The 17,320-nt window shown below is 36.6% G+C and carries 17 protein-coding genes; 8 read left to right on the top strand and 9 right to left on the bottom strand.

Features of this window, described 5'->3' with window-relative positions; genetic code table 11:
- The first annotated feature begins 26 nt into the window (after nucleotides 1-26).
- The 3 genes from AQF98_RS21220 to AQF98_RS21210 are packed head-to-tail and all read left to right on the top strand — an operon-like array spanning nucleotide 27 to nucleotide 2,397.
- On the top strand, nucleotides 27-974 hold the full coding sequence (locus tag AQF98_RS21220; RefSeq protein WP_055133972.1) for an alpha/beta fold hydrolase: 948 nt from the start codon (nucleotides 27-29) through the stop codon (nucleotides 972-974).
- Between the two features lie 11 nt (nucleotides 975-985).
- Nucleotides 986-1,903 (top strand): hypothetical protein, encoded by a 918-nt coding sequence (locus AQF98_RS21215; RefSeq protein ID WP_055133971.1) that lies wholly within the window; start codon nucleotides 986-988, stop codon nucleotides 1,901-1,903.
- A gap of 11 nt (nucleotides 1,904-1,914) precedes the next feature.
- Nucleotides 1,915-2,397 (top strand): hypothetical protein, encoded by a 483-nt coding sequence (locus AQF98_RS21210; RefSeq protein WP_055133970.1) that lies wholly within the window; start codon nucleotides 1,915-1,917, stop codon nucleotides 2,395-2,397.
- 58 nt (nucleotides 2,398-2,455) lie between these two features.
- Here AQF98_RS21210 and polA read toward each other — a convergent pair whose 3' ends face one another.
- Both polA and AQF98_RS21200 read right to left on the bottom strand, forming a co-directional pair.
- Nucleotides 2,456-5,260, bottom strand: coding sequence for a DNA polymerase I (gene polA / locus AQF98_RS21205; RefSeq protein ID WP_055133969.1), 2,805 nt, complete (start codon nucleotides 5,258-5,260; stop codon nucleotides 2,456-2,458).
- A gap of 144 nt (nucleotides 5,261-5,404) precedes the next feature.
- Nucleotides 5,405-6,100, bottom strand: coding sequence for a type II CAAX prenyl endopeptidase Rce1 family protein (locus AQF98_RS21200; RefSeq protein WP_161805897.1), 696 nt, complete (start codon nucleotides 6,098-6,100; stop codon nucleotides 5,405-5,407).
- A gap of 51 nt (nucleotides 6,101-6,151) precedes the next feature.
- On the opposite strand from AQF98_RS21200, the gene AQF98_RS21195 reads away from it, so the two are divergent.
- Nucleotides 6,152-6,826 (top strand): hypothetical protein, encoded by a 675-nt coding sequence (locus tag AQF98_RS21195; protein WP_055133967.1) that lies wholly within the window; start codon nucleotides 6,152-6,154, stop codon nucleotides 6,824-6,826.
- A gap of 77 nt (nucleotides 6,827-6,903) precedes the next feature.
- Complete coding sequence (locus AQF98_RS21190) at nucleotides 6,904-8,409, top strand: TlpA disulfide reductase family protein (protein ID WP_055133966.1); 1,506 nt, start codon at nucleotides 6,904-6,906, stop codon at nucleotides 8,407-8,409.
- A gap of 14 nt (nucleotides 8,410-8,423) precedes the next feature.
- Here AQF98_RS21190 and AQF98_RS21185 read toward each other — a convergent pair whose 3' ends face one another.
- The 6 genes from AQF98_RS21185 to AQF98_RS21160 form a co-directional block, all read right to left on the bottom strand.
- Nucleotides 8,424-8,981 (bottom strand): DNA-3-methyladenine glycosylase I, encoded by a 558-nt coding sequence (locus AQF98_RS21185; protein WP_055133965.1) that lies wholly within the window; start codon nucleotides 8,979-8,981, stop codon nucleotides 8,424-8,426.
- Nucleotides 8,982-9,034: 53 nt separating this feature from the next.
- Nucleotides 9,035-9,376, bottom strand: a complete 342-nt coding sequence (locus AQF98_RS21180; RefSeq protein ID WP_055133964.1) for a carboxymuconolactone decarboxylase family protein — start codon at nucleotides 9,374-9,376, stop codon at nucleotides 9,035-9,037.
- Between the two features lie 35 nt (nucleotides 9,377-9,411).
- Nucleotides 9,412-9,738, bottom strand: coding sequence for an MGMT family protein (locus AQF98_RS21175; RefSeq protein ID WP_055133963.1), 327 nt, complete (start codon nucleotides 9,736-9,738; stop codon nucleotides 9,412-9,414).
- Nucleotides 9,738-10,388, bottom strand: a complete 651-nt coding sequence (gene trmB, locus AQF98_RS21170) for a tRNA (guanosine(46)-N7)-methyltransferase TrmB (RefSeq protein ID WP_055133962.1) — start codon at nucleotides 10,386-10,388, stop codon at nucleotides 9,738-9,740. Before trmB ends, AQF98_RS21175 begins: the two co-directional genes overlap by 1 nt.
- A gap of 107 nt (nucleotides 10,389-10,495) precedes the next feature.
- Nucleotides 10,496-11,218: a LytTR family DNA-binding domain-containing protein gene (locus AQF98_RS21165; protein ID WP_055133961.1), complete on the bottom strand. Its 723-nt coding sequence runs from the start codon at nucleotides 11,216-11,218 to the stop codon at nucleotides 10,496-10,498.
- Entirely contained in the window at nucleotides 11,215-12,276 is a 1,062-nt protein-coding gene (locus AQF98_RS21160; RefSeq protein ID WP_055133960.1) for a sensor histidine kinase, read from the bottom strand. The genes AQF98_RS21165 and AQF98_RS21160 overlap by 4 nt, the downstream gene beginning before the upstream one ends.
- Before the next feature lie 349 nt (nucleotides 12,277-12,625).
- On the opposite strand from AQF98_RS21160, the gene AQF98_RS21155 reads away from it, so the two are divergent.
- The 3 genes from AQF98_RS21155 to AQF98_RS21145 all read left to right on the top strand — a co-directional run bounded on the left by AQF98_RS21155 (nucleotide 12,626) and on the right by AQF98_RS21145 (nucleotide 16,533).
- Complete coding sequence (locus AQF98_RS21155) at nucleotides 12,626-12,871, top strand: hypothetical protein (RefSeq protein ID WP_055133959.1); 246 nt, start codon at nucleotides 12,626-12,628, stop codon at nucleotides 12,869-12,871.
- Between the two features lie 494 nt (nucleotides 12,872-13,365).
- A complete protein-coding gene (locus tag AQF98_RS21150; protein ID WP_055133958.1) occupies nucleotides 13,366-15,693 on the top strand; it encodes a TonB-dependent receptor domain-containing protein in 2,328 nt (775 codons plus the stop codon).
- A gap of 33 nt (nucleotides 15,694-15,726) precedes the next feature.
- Nucleotides 15,727-16,533 carry a DUF4249 domain-containing protein gene (locus AQF98_RS21145; RefSeq protein ID WP_055133957.1) on the top strand — a complete coding sequence of 269 codons (807 nt, stop codon included), beginning with the start codon at nucleotides 15,727-15,729 and terminating at the stop codon, nucleotides 16,531-16,533.
- Nucleotides 16,534-16,620: 87 nt separating this feature from the next.
- Here AQF98_RS21145 and AQF98_RS21140 read toward each other — a convergent pair whose 3' ends face one another.
- Nucleotides 16,621-17,223 (bottom strand): DinB family protein, encoded by a 603-nt coding sequence (locus AQF98_RS21140; protein ID WP_082435222.1) that lies wholly within the window; start codon nucleotides 17,221-17,223, stop codon nucleotides 16,621-16,623.
- Nucleotides 17,224-17,320 lie beyond the last annotated feature (97 nt).

The raw sequence follows: 17,320 nt of genomic DNA, 5'->3' as shown, positions 1-17,320 counted from the left end.
GATCAAATTTTTAAAATAACTTAGCCATGCAACGAATCTTGTCCAGAACCACTTTAATTGTCTTGGTTCTTTTTATCCATCAAATTGCTTATGCGCAAAACAAACTCGCCAAAGGAGCTCATTTTGCCAATGTAAATGGTATAAAAATCCATTATTACGTAAGTGGAAGTGGTCCTGTTTGCCTCATGCCAACACCTGGCTGGGGACCATCGATCAATTACCTCAAAAATTCTTTAAACCCATTTGAAAAGTACTTCACCATGGTGTATTACGATACCCGTGGAAGTGGGAAATCTGATGCACCCAGCGATTTCAAGCAATACACCAGCAAACATTTTATGGATGACATGGAAGCGTTGAGAATTTACCTAAAGCAACCCAAAGTTTGGATCATGGGCCATTCTATGGGCGGCTTTCAGGTACTCAATTATGGCATTCATCATAACGATAAGTTAAAGGGGATCATCGCCATCGCTGCTATGGCAGGCAACGACAAACTTTACCAACAAGAATTTCAAAAAATGTTGATGAAAAGAAAAGACCAACCTTATTATCAAAAAGGAATTAAGGTATTGATGGATAGAGATACCACTATCAAGAGCATGTCTGCAGGAATGCCTTATATCATGCCTTTCTATTTCCATGATGTAAATAAAGTTGCTGATTTTGTAAAACTTGGCGATCCGGAATTAAGTGACCTGGCTTATGAAAATACAAGCAAAGCTCGTTTTGGCACTGAATACCTTTTTACCCAACTCAAAAAGATTAGCGTACCCACATTGGTGGTGGTAGGTGATGATGATTTCATCTGTGATCAAGTTTCTCAGGCAGATAGGATTGCAAAAAACATTTCTTCGGCTACAGAAATAGTGATTAAAGATGCTGGACATTTTAGCTGGATAGAACAGCCGCAACAGTTTTTTACCGACTGCATTTCTTGGTTAAAAAAACAGCGTTTAAAATCTTCTAAATAAACCTTGTAGATATGGATACGATTTTCAGTTTTGGCAAGAAAAGCATGGTACTTTATTTATTTCTATTTGGAAATATTGCTTTGGCACAAGCCCAGCAAACAATTTCAAATACCTGGAAAAAGTATGGCTTGGAAAATACGCAACTGTATCTATTCCGTTTTTCGGAGCCCATCAACAATCAAAATCTGAGCGTTAAAGTTTTCCATCAGAAGTTTAAAAACCTTTCGGAGCGAATGTATCTAAATGGAGAACGCATTACCCGGAAAAATGAATTTGTATATGTGGCCAAAAGCACCAACTTATTATACGGACAAAAGCTGCCTTTTTTCCTTCCTGCCAATACCTGGGTACTTGCCTTCAACTATTCTGATCAATATTTACTGGTAGATGATGCTTCGAAAATAGAGATTTCATTAAAAAACAAATCACTAATTAACCAATGGCAATTACCAGAAACTTTTGACATGAGAAGAGATATCGCCCTCTCTTTTCAACAATATCTATCGAGCAACGCAAAAGATATAGATAATCTCTATATCACAAGATTCTCTTTATCTGAAAAAGTAGATCCTGCTAAAACGACGAGAGATACCATCCTTACATACAGCCTTAAAAAAATTCCGAAAGGTATCGCCATGCTACTCCCTGATCTTGATATGCGGGCGCATGCCAATCAGGAAGTTACTTTAACAAATGTATTGTTCTACCATAAAGAATTGTTCTTTTCCATACCCACACAACCCGTTAAAAAACCGCTACCTACAACCAAAACAGCGGATGCCTGTTTTAGAAAAATGACTGATGTAAATGGAAATATTGGCTTTGCCGATGGGTGTATTACCGGAATGGGCAGTGGAAAATGCATGGGCATTTTGCAATCAAAAGACACCAAAAAATATACTGTCACTATTATTATTGAACCTAATTAAAATTAAACCAAATGAAAAGAATCTTCTTATTATTAGCCATCATTTGTACAGCAGTTGGCTCATTTGCACAAAGCAACAATGCTAAAGCCATGGAAATGATCAAACAAATGCAAAACCCAAAAGGTAAAATCATGTTGGCCATCGAGGGCAAAACCTGTACCGAAAAATCATCTTTCATTCAAAATCCAAAAGGCGCTTTTATCATTTCTACAGACTTGGCCTCTGCCCGCAATACCTTTGCCATTGTATTGCCTAAAAAAGAAAGCGGCACTTATCCATTTGCCACAGACAAAAAAGAAAACACTGTTTTTTTCCTAGAAAACGGTGTGAGTTATGAGGTGAAATCTGGCACCATTACCTTGAACAACAGTGGAGGAAAAATCTCCGGAACTTTTACAGGGAAAGCACAGAAGTTTAAAGGTAAACCGGGTAACCTGAAACCACAGGGTGATCTTATTCCTTTTTCGGGGAGTTTTTCTGGTTTAACGATTTAAGTTGAGCTCTATTTCGGTTAAAATAAAAAGGTCGGTATGCATTACCGACCTTTTTATTTTAATGTGCAGCTAACCAATTTGCACCCTCGCCAATTTCTATCTCTATTGGAACTTGGGTTTTGATGGCTGTTTTCATTCGATGAGTAATAATCGCCTTCATTTGTTCCACTTCTGTTTTTAACACATCGAACACCAACTCATCATGCACCTGCATGGTCATTTTAGAGCCCAAATTTTGAGCTTGCATGTCTTTATGGATGTTGATCATCGCAATCTTAATTAAGTCGGCTGCAGAGCCCTGAATAGGCGCATTGATGGCATTTCGTTCTGCATAGCCCCTTACTGTCTGATTAGCGGAGTTGATATCTCGCAAATACCTTCTTCTTCCCATAATCGTTTCTACAAATCCATTCTCACGTGCAAAATTCATGGTATCACTCATGTAGCGCTTAATGCCTGGGTATTGAATAAAATACTGGTCAATAATCTCTGCCGCTTCCTTACGTGGAATGTTCAGGTTCTGCGAAAGCCCAAAGGCCGACTGCCCGTAAATGATCCCAAAGTTTACAGCCTTTGCATTTCTACGTTGCGTTGAGTCAACCTCTTCTATACTGATCCCATAAACTTTTGCAGCCGTAGCCGTGTGGATATCGATCCCTTTGTTAAAGGCTTCCAACATATTTTCTTCCTTGCTTATTTCGGCAATAATGCGGAGTTCGATCTGCGAATAATCGGCAGACAATAGGATATGATCTTCATCTCTTGCAATAAATGCTTTTCTAACTTCCCTACCTCTTTCGGTACGAATTGGGATATTCTGTAGATTGGGATTGTTAGAGCTTAATCTACCTGTTGCGGCAACCGCCTGATTAAAACTGGTATGGACACGCCCTGTTTTTGGGTTAACCAATAAAGGCAAAGCATCTACATAAGTCGATTTTAACTTTTGCATTTGGCGGAAGTCTAATATGTCCTGAACGATATCACTTTTGTGTGCCAATAAGGTCAACACATCTTCCCCAGTCTGGTATTGCCCCGTTTTTGTTTTTTTAGCCTTTGGATCGAGCTTCAAATGGTCAAACAATACTTCGCCCAACTGTTTTGGTGAAGCTAGGTTAAATTTTAATCCAGCTTTATCATATACACTTTGCTCTGCTTTTGTAATTTCTTGTTGCAACTCTAATGAATAAGCATTCAGTGTGTCGATATCTATTTTAACACCTTCTTTTTCAATGTCTGCCAATACATAGATCAACGGATTTTCAATGTCTTCTGCCAGTTTAGCTGCATTTTTCTCTTTCAGCAAGGGCTCAAAAATATGGGACAACTGTAAAGTTACATCTGCATCTTCTGCCGCATAATCTACCACATTTTCTACAGGTACATCTCGCATGGTACCTTGACCTTTTCCCTTTGCACCAATTAAAGTGGTGATAGAAATTGGGGTATAACCTAAATAATTTTCAGACAAGATATCCATGTTATGGCGGGTATCTGGGTCTATTAAATAATGGGCCAACATGGTGTCGAACAGTTTTCCCTTTACCTGAACATCGTACCATTTCAACACCAACATATCATACTTGATGTTCTGTCCAATTTTTACAATATTTTCATTTTCAAGTACCACTTTAAACTCATCAACAATAGCTTGAGTAACAGCTCTATCTTCTGGCAGTGGGATATAATAACCTTCGCCCGGCTTGATTGAAAAAGATAAACCAACCAAATCTGCCTGATTGGCGTCAGTACCTGTAGTTTCACTATCAAACGAGATGCTTGGTTGTTTCAATAAGGTTTCGATCAGCTCTTTTCGCTTTTCTGGTGTATCTACCAAGAAATATTCGTGAGGGGTATTGTTGATGTTCTTTGCATCAATTGGTGTATCAAATAAAGAAGGCTGGGCCGAAAAATCTTTTGGCTTCGCTGCTGCAACATCATTGCCAAATAAGTCTTTTTGTTGATCGGCACTCTTGGCTTCGTTTACACTAAAATCTTCTCCAAAAACCCTACGCCCGATTGTTCTAAATTCTAATTCGGCAAATAAGGGCTCTAACAACTCTCTACTTGGCTCTTCGAGCAATAGTTTTTCTTCGTTAAATTCTATTGGAACATTTAAAATAATGGTGGCCAATTTTTTTGACACCAGCCCTTGTTGTGCAAAATTTTCAACGTTTTCTCTTTGTTTCCCTTTCAATTCGTGGCTATTGGCAATGATGTTCTCCATACTGCCATATTGTTTGATCAACAGTTTAGCTGTTTTCTCTCCAATACCTGGAATACCCGGAATATTGTCTACTGCATCGCCCCAAAGGCCTAAAATATCAATCACCTGCTCTACATTCTCGATCTCCCATTTGGCCAATACTTCTTTTACACCAAGAATTTCCATTTCGTTACCCATACGGGCAGGTTTATAAATGAAGATATTATCTGACACCAATTGTGCAAAATCTTTATCGGGTGTCATGCAGAAAACTGTAAACCCCTTTTTTTCTCCCTCTTTTGCCATGGTACCAATAATGTCATCGGCTTCGTAGCCATCTAATGTAATTACTGGAATATTGAACCCTTCAATCAGTTTAAAAACGTAAGGTAAAGCTTTCGACAAATCTTCCGGCATAGCTTCACGGTGTGCTTTATAGGCCTCGTAGTCTGTATGCCTCTCGGTTGGAGCTGCCGTATCAAAAACTACTGCGATGTGACTAGGTTTCTCCTTCTTCAGCACCTCCATCAATGTATTTGCAAAGCCCATTACTGCCGAAGTATTTACTCCACTAGAGGTAAAACGAGGATTTTTACTCAATGCAAAATGCGCTCTATAAATTAGCGCCATCCCATCTAAAAGAAAGAGTTTTTTCATTTATATATCGTTTGTTTTTAAGCAGTATGTTCATGATGGTTTCATCAACAACTACATAGATTTAAAAGCCAATGTAGCGATAAAGACTACATCTGCTACGTGAACTTGTAAAGTTAATAGTTTAAAGAAATTATACACCAATATTTATATGAAAAGTAGTGCGAGCCCCAAGGCAAATCCATTGAAACAGGCATGGAACAAAATACTGTATATCAATCCATATTTAACGCGCAAATAGCCCATCGTTAAACCACCAACTATTTGAGAAGAAATATAAAACAGGAATGATGGATCCTCTAGGGTTAATCCTTTAATATTGCTCATGTGCACAAAACCAAACACCAAAGCAGAAAAATAAAAAAGAAAGGGGTAAAATGTATGCCAAAAGATAGCTTGTTTGGTTTGACCTTGTTTTTTTAACATGGCTTGACTAAAAACAGCTACGCCCAATCCTATTGTAAAGATCAATACATTTAAACGTATATCTTCTATATTTGACATTACAATTACTGCAATTGACAAAAACCAAAAATAAATGCTGACGGATCGTTTTCTCAAGTGCCAGCGAAACAAATATTCTTCCAGTAATGGGGCAAAAAGCACTCCGGTTAATAGCCCCCAAAAAATTCCAAGTTCTTTGAATACATCCCAACTATCATATTCTTTAATCAGCTTGAGTTTCAAAAAAAGCTCATAAACCAACATTAAAACAATGGCAAATAATACGTTTAAGAGAAAAAGTGTCAAAAAATCTCTTTTTAACATTTTTTTGTCCTTATTGATCTTTAATAATTTAGGCGATTGTAAAAAATGCCAAAATTCTAGCAGTGATTGTTTCATTATGGTTAGATTTACAACAATCTTAACACATTTTACGTTATTTACTACCATATGAAGTGGATTAATTTATTCGTAGTGGTGCTGTTTTTCAGCTTTACTTCGGCAAACGCACAAGATGCTATTTTAATTAGCGAAGGAAATTTTATTCGAGGAGTAATTAAAGGCACCAATTTCAGCTCAGTAGCATTGGTACAAGAAGATCAGACCATTGTGCAATATCAGGCAAAAGATATCCAGTCTTTTGTTTGGAATGGTGAAACTTATGCTAGCAAGCCTATAGTAGTAAAGAAAAAAATGGAATATCGATTCTTTAAGGTAATAGAAACTGGAGCAGTTAATTTGTATGCTTACGGAGAAACAGCGGCTACCGAACAGGTGGCACAGCCCAGGGTAAAAGTTAGACCTTCATTTGGCGTTGGTGTAGGTACTGGCGGATTTGGTGGAGGCTTGGGTGGCGGCATTAGCATTGGCGGGGGTGGCAGAAGAAATGAAGAACCGGTAAACAATGCACCTAGAGGGAAAGTAAGCTACTTTTTAGAAAAACCCGGAACCGGCCCTATGCAAGAGGTTTCTTTAGAGGCAGGCAAAACTGCCGAAGTTAAAAAGCTGTTGCTTCAAAAACTGAATAATGATGAAGATTTAGCAGAAAGTATCAATGCTACTGATAGTTTTGACATTAAAAATCTAACGGCCTACATCAAATCTTATAATGTTGGACACAAATAAACTAATTTATTAGTTGTTTTTGTATTTTATTCATTAACTTAGTTTTCATATTTCCTATTGAAAATTAAGTTAACTCTATGAAAGTCATTCTATTTACTTTTTGCACCATTATTTTACTTGGGTTAAATAATTCGTCTTTAAAAGTTGACGATCATCAAAACCTGACTGTTTGCATTTACAATGAGACCGACAACCCCATTTCGGTTTCTAGTACACCAGGCTTTGCGAAACTAAACGATTTTCAAAAAATTGCCTATAAAAAAGTAGACACACTTCATCTAAAAATAAGTAGGTACGACTATGTTTATTTTAGTCATAAAAACACCTTTGGCGATACCCTATTAGTAGCTGTAGGCGATACCTTAAAGCTAGTTGCTAAAAGTGATCAGATCGAATCCAAGCTGATTTCAAACGATCAAAACATTAAACAATTGGCGAAGGCGGGTTCAGCGTATGCTCAAAGAGATTCGGTATTGTGGTTAAACAAAAGGGTGGATTCTTTAACCAAACTTTTCTATGCAGCAAACCCGCTCCGTAAACCCTTGCTTTATAGTAATGATTATCAAAAATTTTCTTCTTTCCCTTTAAAAGTAAATAGAGAAGCTTTTAAAACCAATCCGGCAGCACTCCAATTATTGGTAAACTCCATTATGCGCCAATATCAGGCTAAAATCAATTTCTTGAACAGTCTTGGCCAAGCTTCCACAAATGAACTTTATGCACTAGAACGAAACAAGGCAACTAAAGAATTATATTTCAGATTACTAATGATTTATAATTTATCTCAAAACCAAAGTATCAAAACGCGGTTAAACAGTACATTTTTCATTAACAATACCTTAATTCAAAATCCTTTTGGCAAATCAATATTAAGCTCTTACTTAAGCCTAGCCTTGATCCAAAAAAAACCTGATTATTCTAAGTCTAAGCTATATATTGATTACAAGGAGGCTTATGCCAATGCTCCAAAGTACCTAAGCAAAGAACTGGCTAAATATGCCCGTTTCATCAGTATTGAAAACATGGTAGAAGGAGAATCTTTTTTGGTACTAGCGCAAATCTATAATGCGTTTAAGGCCGAATATAAAGATGCTCAACTCAATATGGTCTTAGAAAAAAAATACCTTTTTGATATCGATAAATATAAAGTGATCAAAGACGATCTCAAATTGATTGATATTGACCGAACAATTGTCTCGTTTAACGAATTGCTTAAAAAGGAAAAGGGAAAGTTGATTTATGTCGATTTTTGGGCAAGCTGGTGTGCACCCTGCAGGGCAGCCATGCCTTCATCAAGGCAATTGTTAAATGAATTTAAAGACAAAAAAATTGTCTTCGTTTATTTATCTATTGATAAGGATACCAATCAATGGAAACAGGCTACTGCTACCGAAAAAATTAACGATTACCCTTATTCCTATCAAATATTAAACATGGCCCAATCTAGCTTTTTAAATCAGATTGCATTAAAAGATATTCCAAGGTATCTGTTGTTTGATCAAGAAGGGAAGTTATTGCATCAAGAAGCACCAGGCCCCGAAGGAAGTGAAATTAGGGAACTGATCAACAAGAATTTAAAATAGAAAAACTAACCCTATTATCTTGCGACACATCCAATTTCGTGGTCGTTTACCATTCCTGTGGCCTGCATATGGGCATAACAAATAGTGGTGCCAAAAAACTTAAAACCTCTTTTTTTCATGTCTTTGGCAATGGCATCAGAAATTTCGGTTCTTGCCGGAACGCCCCCATGTTTAAAGTCATTTACAATTGGTTGGCCATCTGGCAGGTAGGCCCATATAAAGTTGGCAAATGAACCAAACTCTTCTTGTATATTGATGAATAGTTTTGCATTGTTAATCGCAGACAGCACTTTTAAACGATTGCGAATAATACCCTCATCCTGCATTAATCGCTCTACATCTGCAGCGGTAAAGGCAGCCACCTTTTTGACATCGAAACCAGCAAAAGCCTTTCTATAGCCTTCTCTCCTACGTAAAATGGTAATCCAGCTTAAACCTGCCTGTGCACCTTCCAAAATCAGAAACTCGAACAACACCTGGTCGTCGTAAACGGGTTTACCCCATTCTTCATCATGATATTTCATGTAAAGTGGGTCAGTGCCACACCATCTGCAACGTTTTGTCGAATCCATATTGATAAATTTAACATATTTCGTGTCGACACGAAACATGTTGGTAAATAATTTTATTTACTCAACTCATCCCAATACTCTACCGCTCTTCTATAATGTGGGATAACGATAGAACCGCCAACTAGATTGGCGATCATGAATACTTCGTTAATTTCTGCCTGGTTTACGCCCTCATTGTGGCATTTTTCCAAATGATATTTGATACAATCGTCGCAACGCAGCACCATAGAAGCTACCAAACCCAACATCTCTTTGGTTTTTACATCTAAAGCACCGTCTGCATAAGTGGTGGTATCTAAAGCAAAAAACCTTTTGATATTTGTATTGGAGGTTTCCATAATCCTATCGTTCATTTTTGTACGATAGCTGTTAAATTCTTCTACTAATTTTCCCATGGGGTATGGCGTGATTGTTTAAATTGAGAATTGAATTAGAGCTCCAATAGTGGATCCCAAAATATCTTTTTAAAATCTTTAATTTTATCCTTTTCTACTTTAATGCCTTCTTGCGCTAATAACTCTTCCATTAATTCTGGTGGCGAAAAATGAAATTTTCCGGTTAAAAGTCCGCTACTGTTTACCACTCTATGCGCAGGTACTTTGGGCTGGGCAATACCAGCATTGCTCATGGCATAACCAACCATTCGGGCCGAGCCTCCAGCACCTAATGCTTTGGCAATTGCTCCATAAGAGGTTACCCTCCCCTTGGGAATTAGCCTAGCAATTTCAAAAACCTGATCATAAAATGATGTTTCCATTAGCTAAATGAAAATTGGATATAATTGATGTTTTTATCGTGTTTTAAGTATATTCTTTCGTAATGTGTTTTGATCGACAAAACTTCATCAGCAAACTCAGATCGATATAAATGATCCGTATTTTTATGCGTAACAAGTTTCAGTTCTGCCACTTTTTCACAGGTATAAGCATATAAGCCGTCGTTGTCCGTTTTTAAATTTACCTTACCTCCAGGTGTTAACAAGATTTTATATTTATCTAAAAAACCCGGAAAGGTTAAACGTTTCTTCTCTCTGCTTTCTTGAGGTTGTGGGTCTGCAAAAGTGATCCAGATCTCATCAATTTCTCCTGGTGCAAAATATTCCAAAATATCTTCGATCTGGATACGCAAAAAGGCCAGGTTTTGGATACCTTCATCAACACCTGTTCTTGCGCCACGCCAAATGCGATTTCCTTTGAGGTCTACCCCAACAAAATTCTTTTCTGGGAAAAGTTTGGCCAAATTTACGGCATATTCGCCTTTTCCACAGGCTAACTCTAATACTACAGGATGGTTATTTTTAAAATGGTCACTCGCCCATTTTCCCTTCATTACTTTCCCTAAATGTAATTGGTATACGTTTGGAAAGGTATCTATCTCTGCAAACTTCCTTAATTTATCTTTACCCACTTATTAAAAACTTAAAGTACAAAAGTAAGATTTTAATTGAACAGGTGTTAGCTTTAACAATAAAGAGCAGTTGAGGTTAACAATTATAGGATACTTTGACGATAAGATTACCTGCTCAACATTTTTTTGTTCACAAAGTCTTCAAAGAATAATGCCCGGTATGCATTGCCTATCGGAATTTCATGTTGGTCGATATAAACAGTATTGTTATCGAAAGAAGTAATTTTTTGTTTATTAATGATATAGGACTTACTGGTTCTGATAAAAGTTGGAGCCGGCAGTTGATGGTGGATGGTTTTGATATTCATGGCAGTGATGATCTTTTGATCAATGGTATGCAAGATCACATAATCTTTCAGCCCTTCTATAAAAAGAACATCCTTAAAAGCAACTTTAAAAACCCTTCTTTCTGCCTTTATAAAACAATATTCACTATCGATAGCGTTCACATCGGCAATCTCATTTTTAGCATCGAAAAGTTTTTGATAGGTCAATGCCTTGTCTACTGCTTTCTGAAAACGTTCTGGTTTAATGGGCTTAAGCAGGTAATCTAAAGCATCAATTTCATAACTATCTAAGGCATACTGGCTGTAAGCCGTTGTAAAAATAACCTGGGTTTGTAGGGGGATAGAGCGGGCAAAGGTTAAACCATCAGTTCCGGGCATCTGGATATCTAAAAACACAATAGCTACAGCATGGTTCAGTAAATATTTTGCTGCTGCCTCTGCATTGTTAAACTCTGCCAAAAAATCAAGGCCCTCTGTTTTTGCAATCAATAGCTTAACGGCTTCTCTGGCCAATGGTTCATCATCTACAACTATACAGTTCATAATTCAATGGATAAACTTACCGTATACAATTCGTTATTTTCGTCTATTTTAAGATCGTATTTATCTTCAAAAAGCAAATCTAACCTTCTTTTAACATTGATCAGCCCAAGGCCTCCAACTTCACTTTTTTGGTAGGTTTGTGCCGGTTTAGAATTGATGCACACAAAGTTTAACTGTTTATTCCTTACTTCGAAAAAAAGATTAACAAATGAGGCATGTTCCATATCCAAACTATGTTTAATGGCATTCTCTACAAAGGTAATAAACAAAAATGGTGGAATTTGTATCCCACTGATCGGGCCTTCTTTTGAGACCATGAAATCAAACTGATCTCTGCGGATCTTCTCTAAATTTAAAAAATCGTTTAAAAAATGGATATCAGAGGTAAGTAGCACTGTTTGTTGGGCACTATCATACAGTTGGTAGCGCAACAGATCGCTCAGCGTCATTAAAACCTGCGATGCTTTTGCAGGATCTTTTTGGGTAAGCACATTGGCATTGTTTAACATGTTAAACAAGAAATGTGGGTTGATCTGTGTTTTCAGCTGTTCTAACTCAGATTGCATACTCATTTTGGTCAGTTCACTAATCCGCTTTGAATCTTCTATCCAACGTTGAAAAAGTTTGATGGCTGTTGAAGCTGCGATAAACACCAAGGCAATGATGGTAGAGGGAAGGGGCTTGGGAATAAACTTGATATTTCCTCCATTTAAGGTGGTGCTGTATTCTTCTAGAAAATTACCAAAGATGATGATGACAATAACAGAAATGATTACAAAACACGAAATGCCACAAAGGTATTGCGGAAAATGGTTCTTCAGTAGGTATCTGGGTACCAGCCAGTACATGTTGATGTAAGAAAACAAGATCAACAACAGCGAATAACCTATTTTAAAATGGACACTATAAGGCTGGGTATCAAACGGGCTATCGTTAGCCGAACAGAATACCAGGATCATAATTACCCATAGCCCAATATGCCTGTGAATGCGAAATCGCTTACTTACCAGCAGTTCTACCCTACAAGAGGCATCATTAAAAACAGTTGCTTGATTCACTATAATCTATTAATTTTTGTAAAAATAAACAATGTTAGTTCAACACCCTTTTGTTTTATATCAAAGTGGTTCTAAATTATACGAAAATCCAAAAATCTAGCGATTTAACTTTATAGTAGTAACGAATCTGCCCGATAACCTACATCTCTTCTCTATCTGGCTTCTAAAGGATTGATGGCCCAGAATTAGTTTTTCTGAACATCTTCAAAATAAGATTGCTATAGCTATTTGGCATTTTAATATAAAACTTAGGCACTTTGGTATAAATTCCAAAATCTCCGATTACCTAAACCTTACTTTTGAATCATCACAAAAATAAACCCATCCAATCACGTTTAAAATTATTGTCATGATTGCAACTTTATCTAAAAAAACTACCCAAATTGAGGTAGATGTTTTTAAAACAACCGTAAGAAGAAAAGAAGATGCGGCAAAGATCGTCAGTCTATTAAATGAATATTTTCCCAATCACCTGATCAATTTCGATTTAGACGATTGTGATAAGATTTTAAGAATTGAGGGCGAAGAAAACAATCAAATCTTTATTAAAAATGCATTAGGCCAATATGGGTTCTCTTGCGAGGCTTTACTCTAAAAAAGTTGATACTAAGATAAGGGTAAATGGCATTTTGATGAGCTAAAATCTAGTAGCTTACTTCCCTTGCTATTGATCCTTATCTTTTTTGCTTTTCATACCTGCATCTCATGGTCTTTCAAAAGAAAAGACGCTATCAAGCTTGTTGAATTGGAATGAATATAAAAAGGTGATAAACCTTAACAATATTGTCTAAAAAGACAGCAACCTCCTCTCATCTAACTATTTTTTGTTCAACACCTTAGCTCGTAAAATAGAGATTCCCCAATTTTACCCTAAAACAAACAAAGGAAAAAACCATTCTGGTAAAAATTCCCCAATATTCCCCATTTAAAAATTAACTAAAGATTAATTTATTCTCCTTATTGTAATTATTTTTACTTTAAAATGTATGTTTAAGTACTAATTGACAAAGCTATGGTTTCTGATCTGCCACTCAGCGTTGGCAATGGCATATAGGTTGTCTATGTCACCATAACCTAATTCCCTTAATTATGATATTTGCACCTTTTAAACTCACCCTGCTCGCACTCCTCTTATTTTGTTTAAATGTTAGCGCTCAGCAATTATATCATGTATCTGGTAACATTAGAACCACAAAAACAGCGATAGCTGTTAATGATGCCAACATTACCATTGTTGAATTGAAGCAAAGCATTATAGCCGACTCTTTAGGGTTTTATAACTTAAAGCTAAAAGCAGGATCTTATACTTTTAGCATTAGTGCCGTAGGCATGAAAACGTTAGACAAAGTAGTAAAAGTAACTGCAGATCAGACCATTGATTTTAACTTAGAAGAAAATCCAAATCATCTTAATGAGATTGTTGTTTCAACAGATCAACAAAAAAGAGATGTTGCAAATACCGAGATTGGGATTGAACGCCTTAATATGCAAACCGTGAAGAAATTACCTTCAATGTTTGGCGAGCACGACATTTTTAAAGCAATTCAGCTTTTACCTGGCATCAACTCTGCTGGCGAAGCAGGTAATGGCCTGTATGTTCGTGGGGGTGGTTCAGACCAAAACCTGATCTTAATGGACGAGGTGCCCATCTATAATGCATCACATTTGATGGGGTTCTTCTCTACCTTTAACTCTGATGCTGTAAAAGATATTACGGTTTACAAATCGGGCATGCCTGCACAATATGGTGGCTATCTATCTTCTGTACTAGACGTGAAAATGAATCAGGGTAATGTATCAAAATTAACAGCAGCTGGCGATATTGGTCTGGTTTCTTCTAAACTTACACTACAGGGACCTATCCAAAAAGAAAAGTCTTCTTTTTTAATCTCGGGCAGAAGAACTTATATCGATGCTTTATTAAAGTTTTCACCAGATAAATCAATCAGTAAAAATGCCTTATACTTTTACGACCTGAATGCTAAACTTGATTTTCAATTAAATCCCAATAACAAGTTGATCATAGCCGCCTATTCTGGAAGTGACAAGTTGGGTTTATCAGATGTTTTTAATGTTTCTTGGGGCAATACAGTGGCAAGCATGCAGCTTAAACATCGTTTCTCAGATCGTTTTACCTCAACTACTACTGGCTCATTTAACAATTATAAAAACAATATCGAATTAAACACTACAACAAACCATTTAGGGTTCAATACACAAATCAGAGACCTATCGCTCAAGCAAGATTTTCTTTGGTTGCTGAATGCCAAGAACAGCATCAAATTTGGTTTTAAATCTGTTTATCATACGGTTACACCGGGTCAGCTTGACATTACTGGCACATCTAATTATAACCCTGTTGATTATCAACAAAAATATGCTTCAGAAAATGCCATCTACGCTGCAAACAACATCCAAGCTACCGATAATTTAAATATATCTCTAGGCTTACGCTTATCTGGTTTTAGCATTCTAGGTAGTGGTAATTCGCTAACAGTAGATGAAGAAGGAAATATAACGGATGTCAAAAATTTTCAAAAAGGACAGGTGGTAAAAACATATCTCAATCTTGAACCTAGGTTAGCTTTCAGTTATCTATTAAACCCTCAAAGTTCAATCAAAGGATCATATGAGCGAAATGTGCAAAACATGCATATGATCTCTAACTCAACTTCTAGCAGACCTACAGATAAATGGATGCCAAGCAGCAATATGATCAAACCAGAAATTGCCGATCAAATTTCGTTAGGTTACTTTAGAAATTTATCTAGCAGTTTAGATCTTACGGTTGAAAGCTATTATAAAGTAATGCAAAACCAGATCGATTACAGAGACGGTGCCGATCTATTTAATGCAGACGCCATTGAAACTCAATTGTTATATGGTAAAGGCAGGGCTTATGGTTTAGAAATTTCTTTAAAGAAAAAAGCTGGCGCATTTACGGGCTGGATCAGTTACACTTTAGCTAAGTCTGAAAGACAGATTAATGGTATCAATGACGACAATTGGTATAATGTTAGACAAGACCGTACGCATGATGTTTCTATTGTGGGGGTATACGACATTAGTAAAAAACTGAGCCTTTCTGCTGTTTGGGTATATTATACTGGTGATGCCATTACCGCCCCAACTGGAAAATATAAACTGGATGGACAATCTTTCTATTATTATAGCAATCGTAATGCAGACCGTATGCCAAATTATCATCGTTTAGATATTAGCGCTACACTCCAGTTAAAAAAGAAAAAAACGTTTAGTTCAGAATTGAACCTTAGCTTGTACAATGCTTATGGCAGAAAAAATGCCTATTCCATTACATTCCGTGAATCAGAACAAGATTCTTCAAAAACAGAAGCTGTAAAAACAAGTTTATTCCAGTTTTTACCTTCGGTTTCTTATTGTTTCAAATTTATATAGTTCAATTGCCCTAACACCCAATCCCCTTAAAACATGAAAAATCTTACTTACCCTTTCGCAATAGCATTAATAACTTTCCTTTTCTCTTCATGCAAAGATGTGGTTACTGTAGAACTTAAATCTGCTGATGAAAAGTATGTGATCGAAGCCAACCTCAGCAATCAGCTAGGCAGTGCAAAGGTGGCTATTGCACAAACAAAAAATGCCAATACTACCAGTGGTTTTAATGGAGAATCGGGTGCAATTGTAAGCATTACTGATGATCAAGGTAAAGAATCGAGATTAACGGAAAGTACTACAAAGGGCATTTATACCGACCCATTTTTAAAAGGAACACCTGGCACCACCTATACCTTAAAAGTAGAGATCAATGGACAAACATTTACTTCTAACTCTAAAATGCCAGCAATCGTAAAATTAGATGCCGCTTATGTAATAGAGGCAACTGCCGTAGATGGCAAAAGAAAGTTTACTACAGTTAAGTTTACAGACCCTGTAGGTAAAGGTAATGCTTATCGATTTATCGAATACAGAAATGGAGTATACAACAAGGTAATTTCGGTACTTAATGATGACCTGATTGATGGTAATGTAGTTAACCAAACTTTATTACCAAAAGAATTGACCGAAGCTTCTAAATACGCATCTGGCGATAAGATTAAAGTAGAATTTTTAACAATTGACAATCCAATATATAAATATTGGTACAGTACCAACAAAGGTATCCAGAGTTTAGGAGAAAATACTACACCTATTAATCCAGCAAGCAATATCAAAGGCGGAGCAATTGGTTATTTTAGTGCACATACCCTACAAAGCAAAGAGTTTACCATCAAATAATCCCATTATCATCGTCCCAAAACCTTTGTACAATTATGCCTAGTCCAATTATCGGACGGCATAATTGTAATTGGTTTAACCCAGTTATTACATCATTGGCAAAGGTGCTGCTGTAACCATATTTAAAGTTGACAACAACTGTTGTGTAAATTCTAGGGTTGTCAATTCTCTACCATAAATATTGTAATAGTTATAATCCGTCATTGGAGCTCCTTTAATGCCCAAGCAATGCGCCATAGTTATAATTTGCCCTCTATGGTAAGTGCTGTGGTTGATGAGCTGTATTACATATTCAAAGTTTTCGAAATTACACTCAAACCAAGGATTAACGACCAATCCTTTTTTTACTAGAGCTTGCTCATCCAACCCAGAAATGTAAATCATGAGCTCATTTGATTGATCAATTAACTTGGCAAATGCCGCTGTTAAATCGCCATTAAATTCTTCAGGAACACTTATCGGTTCATTCTTAATCACAGACAGCCAATATACTTGTGTTTGCCAAATATGAATAATTGTTTTTTTAATGGTAGCAAAACTGGAAGGGCTCTCTACTTCCATCAACTCAGCAGGTTTTGCTCTGAGCCAATTGATCAGTGTTCTGTTTGCCCATAAATTGTAAGTCGCATAATTTTTCATTAAATACACTATCGAATTTGTGCCAGTTGTAGAGAAGTTTAGAGTTTCCATATGTTTCTTGAATTATTTTATATTCAAAGAAAGCAAGGGGGACTGACAACCCTATGGCAGTCTAAAATGAATATTGAAAAAAAATTTTAACTGCCAA

It is taken from the genome of Pedobacter sp. Hv1 (assembly GCF_001412215.1).
Classification (GTDB): Bacteria; Bacteroidota; Bacteroidia; order Sphingobacteriales; family Sphingobacteriaceae; genus Pedobacter.
Note: the sequence above shows the minus strand (reverse complement) of the source record. Positions and strands in the feature narration are given on the sequence as shown.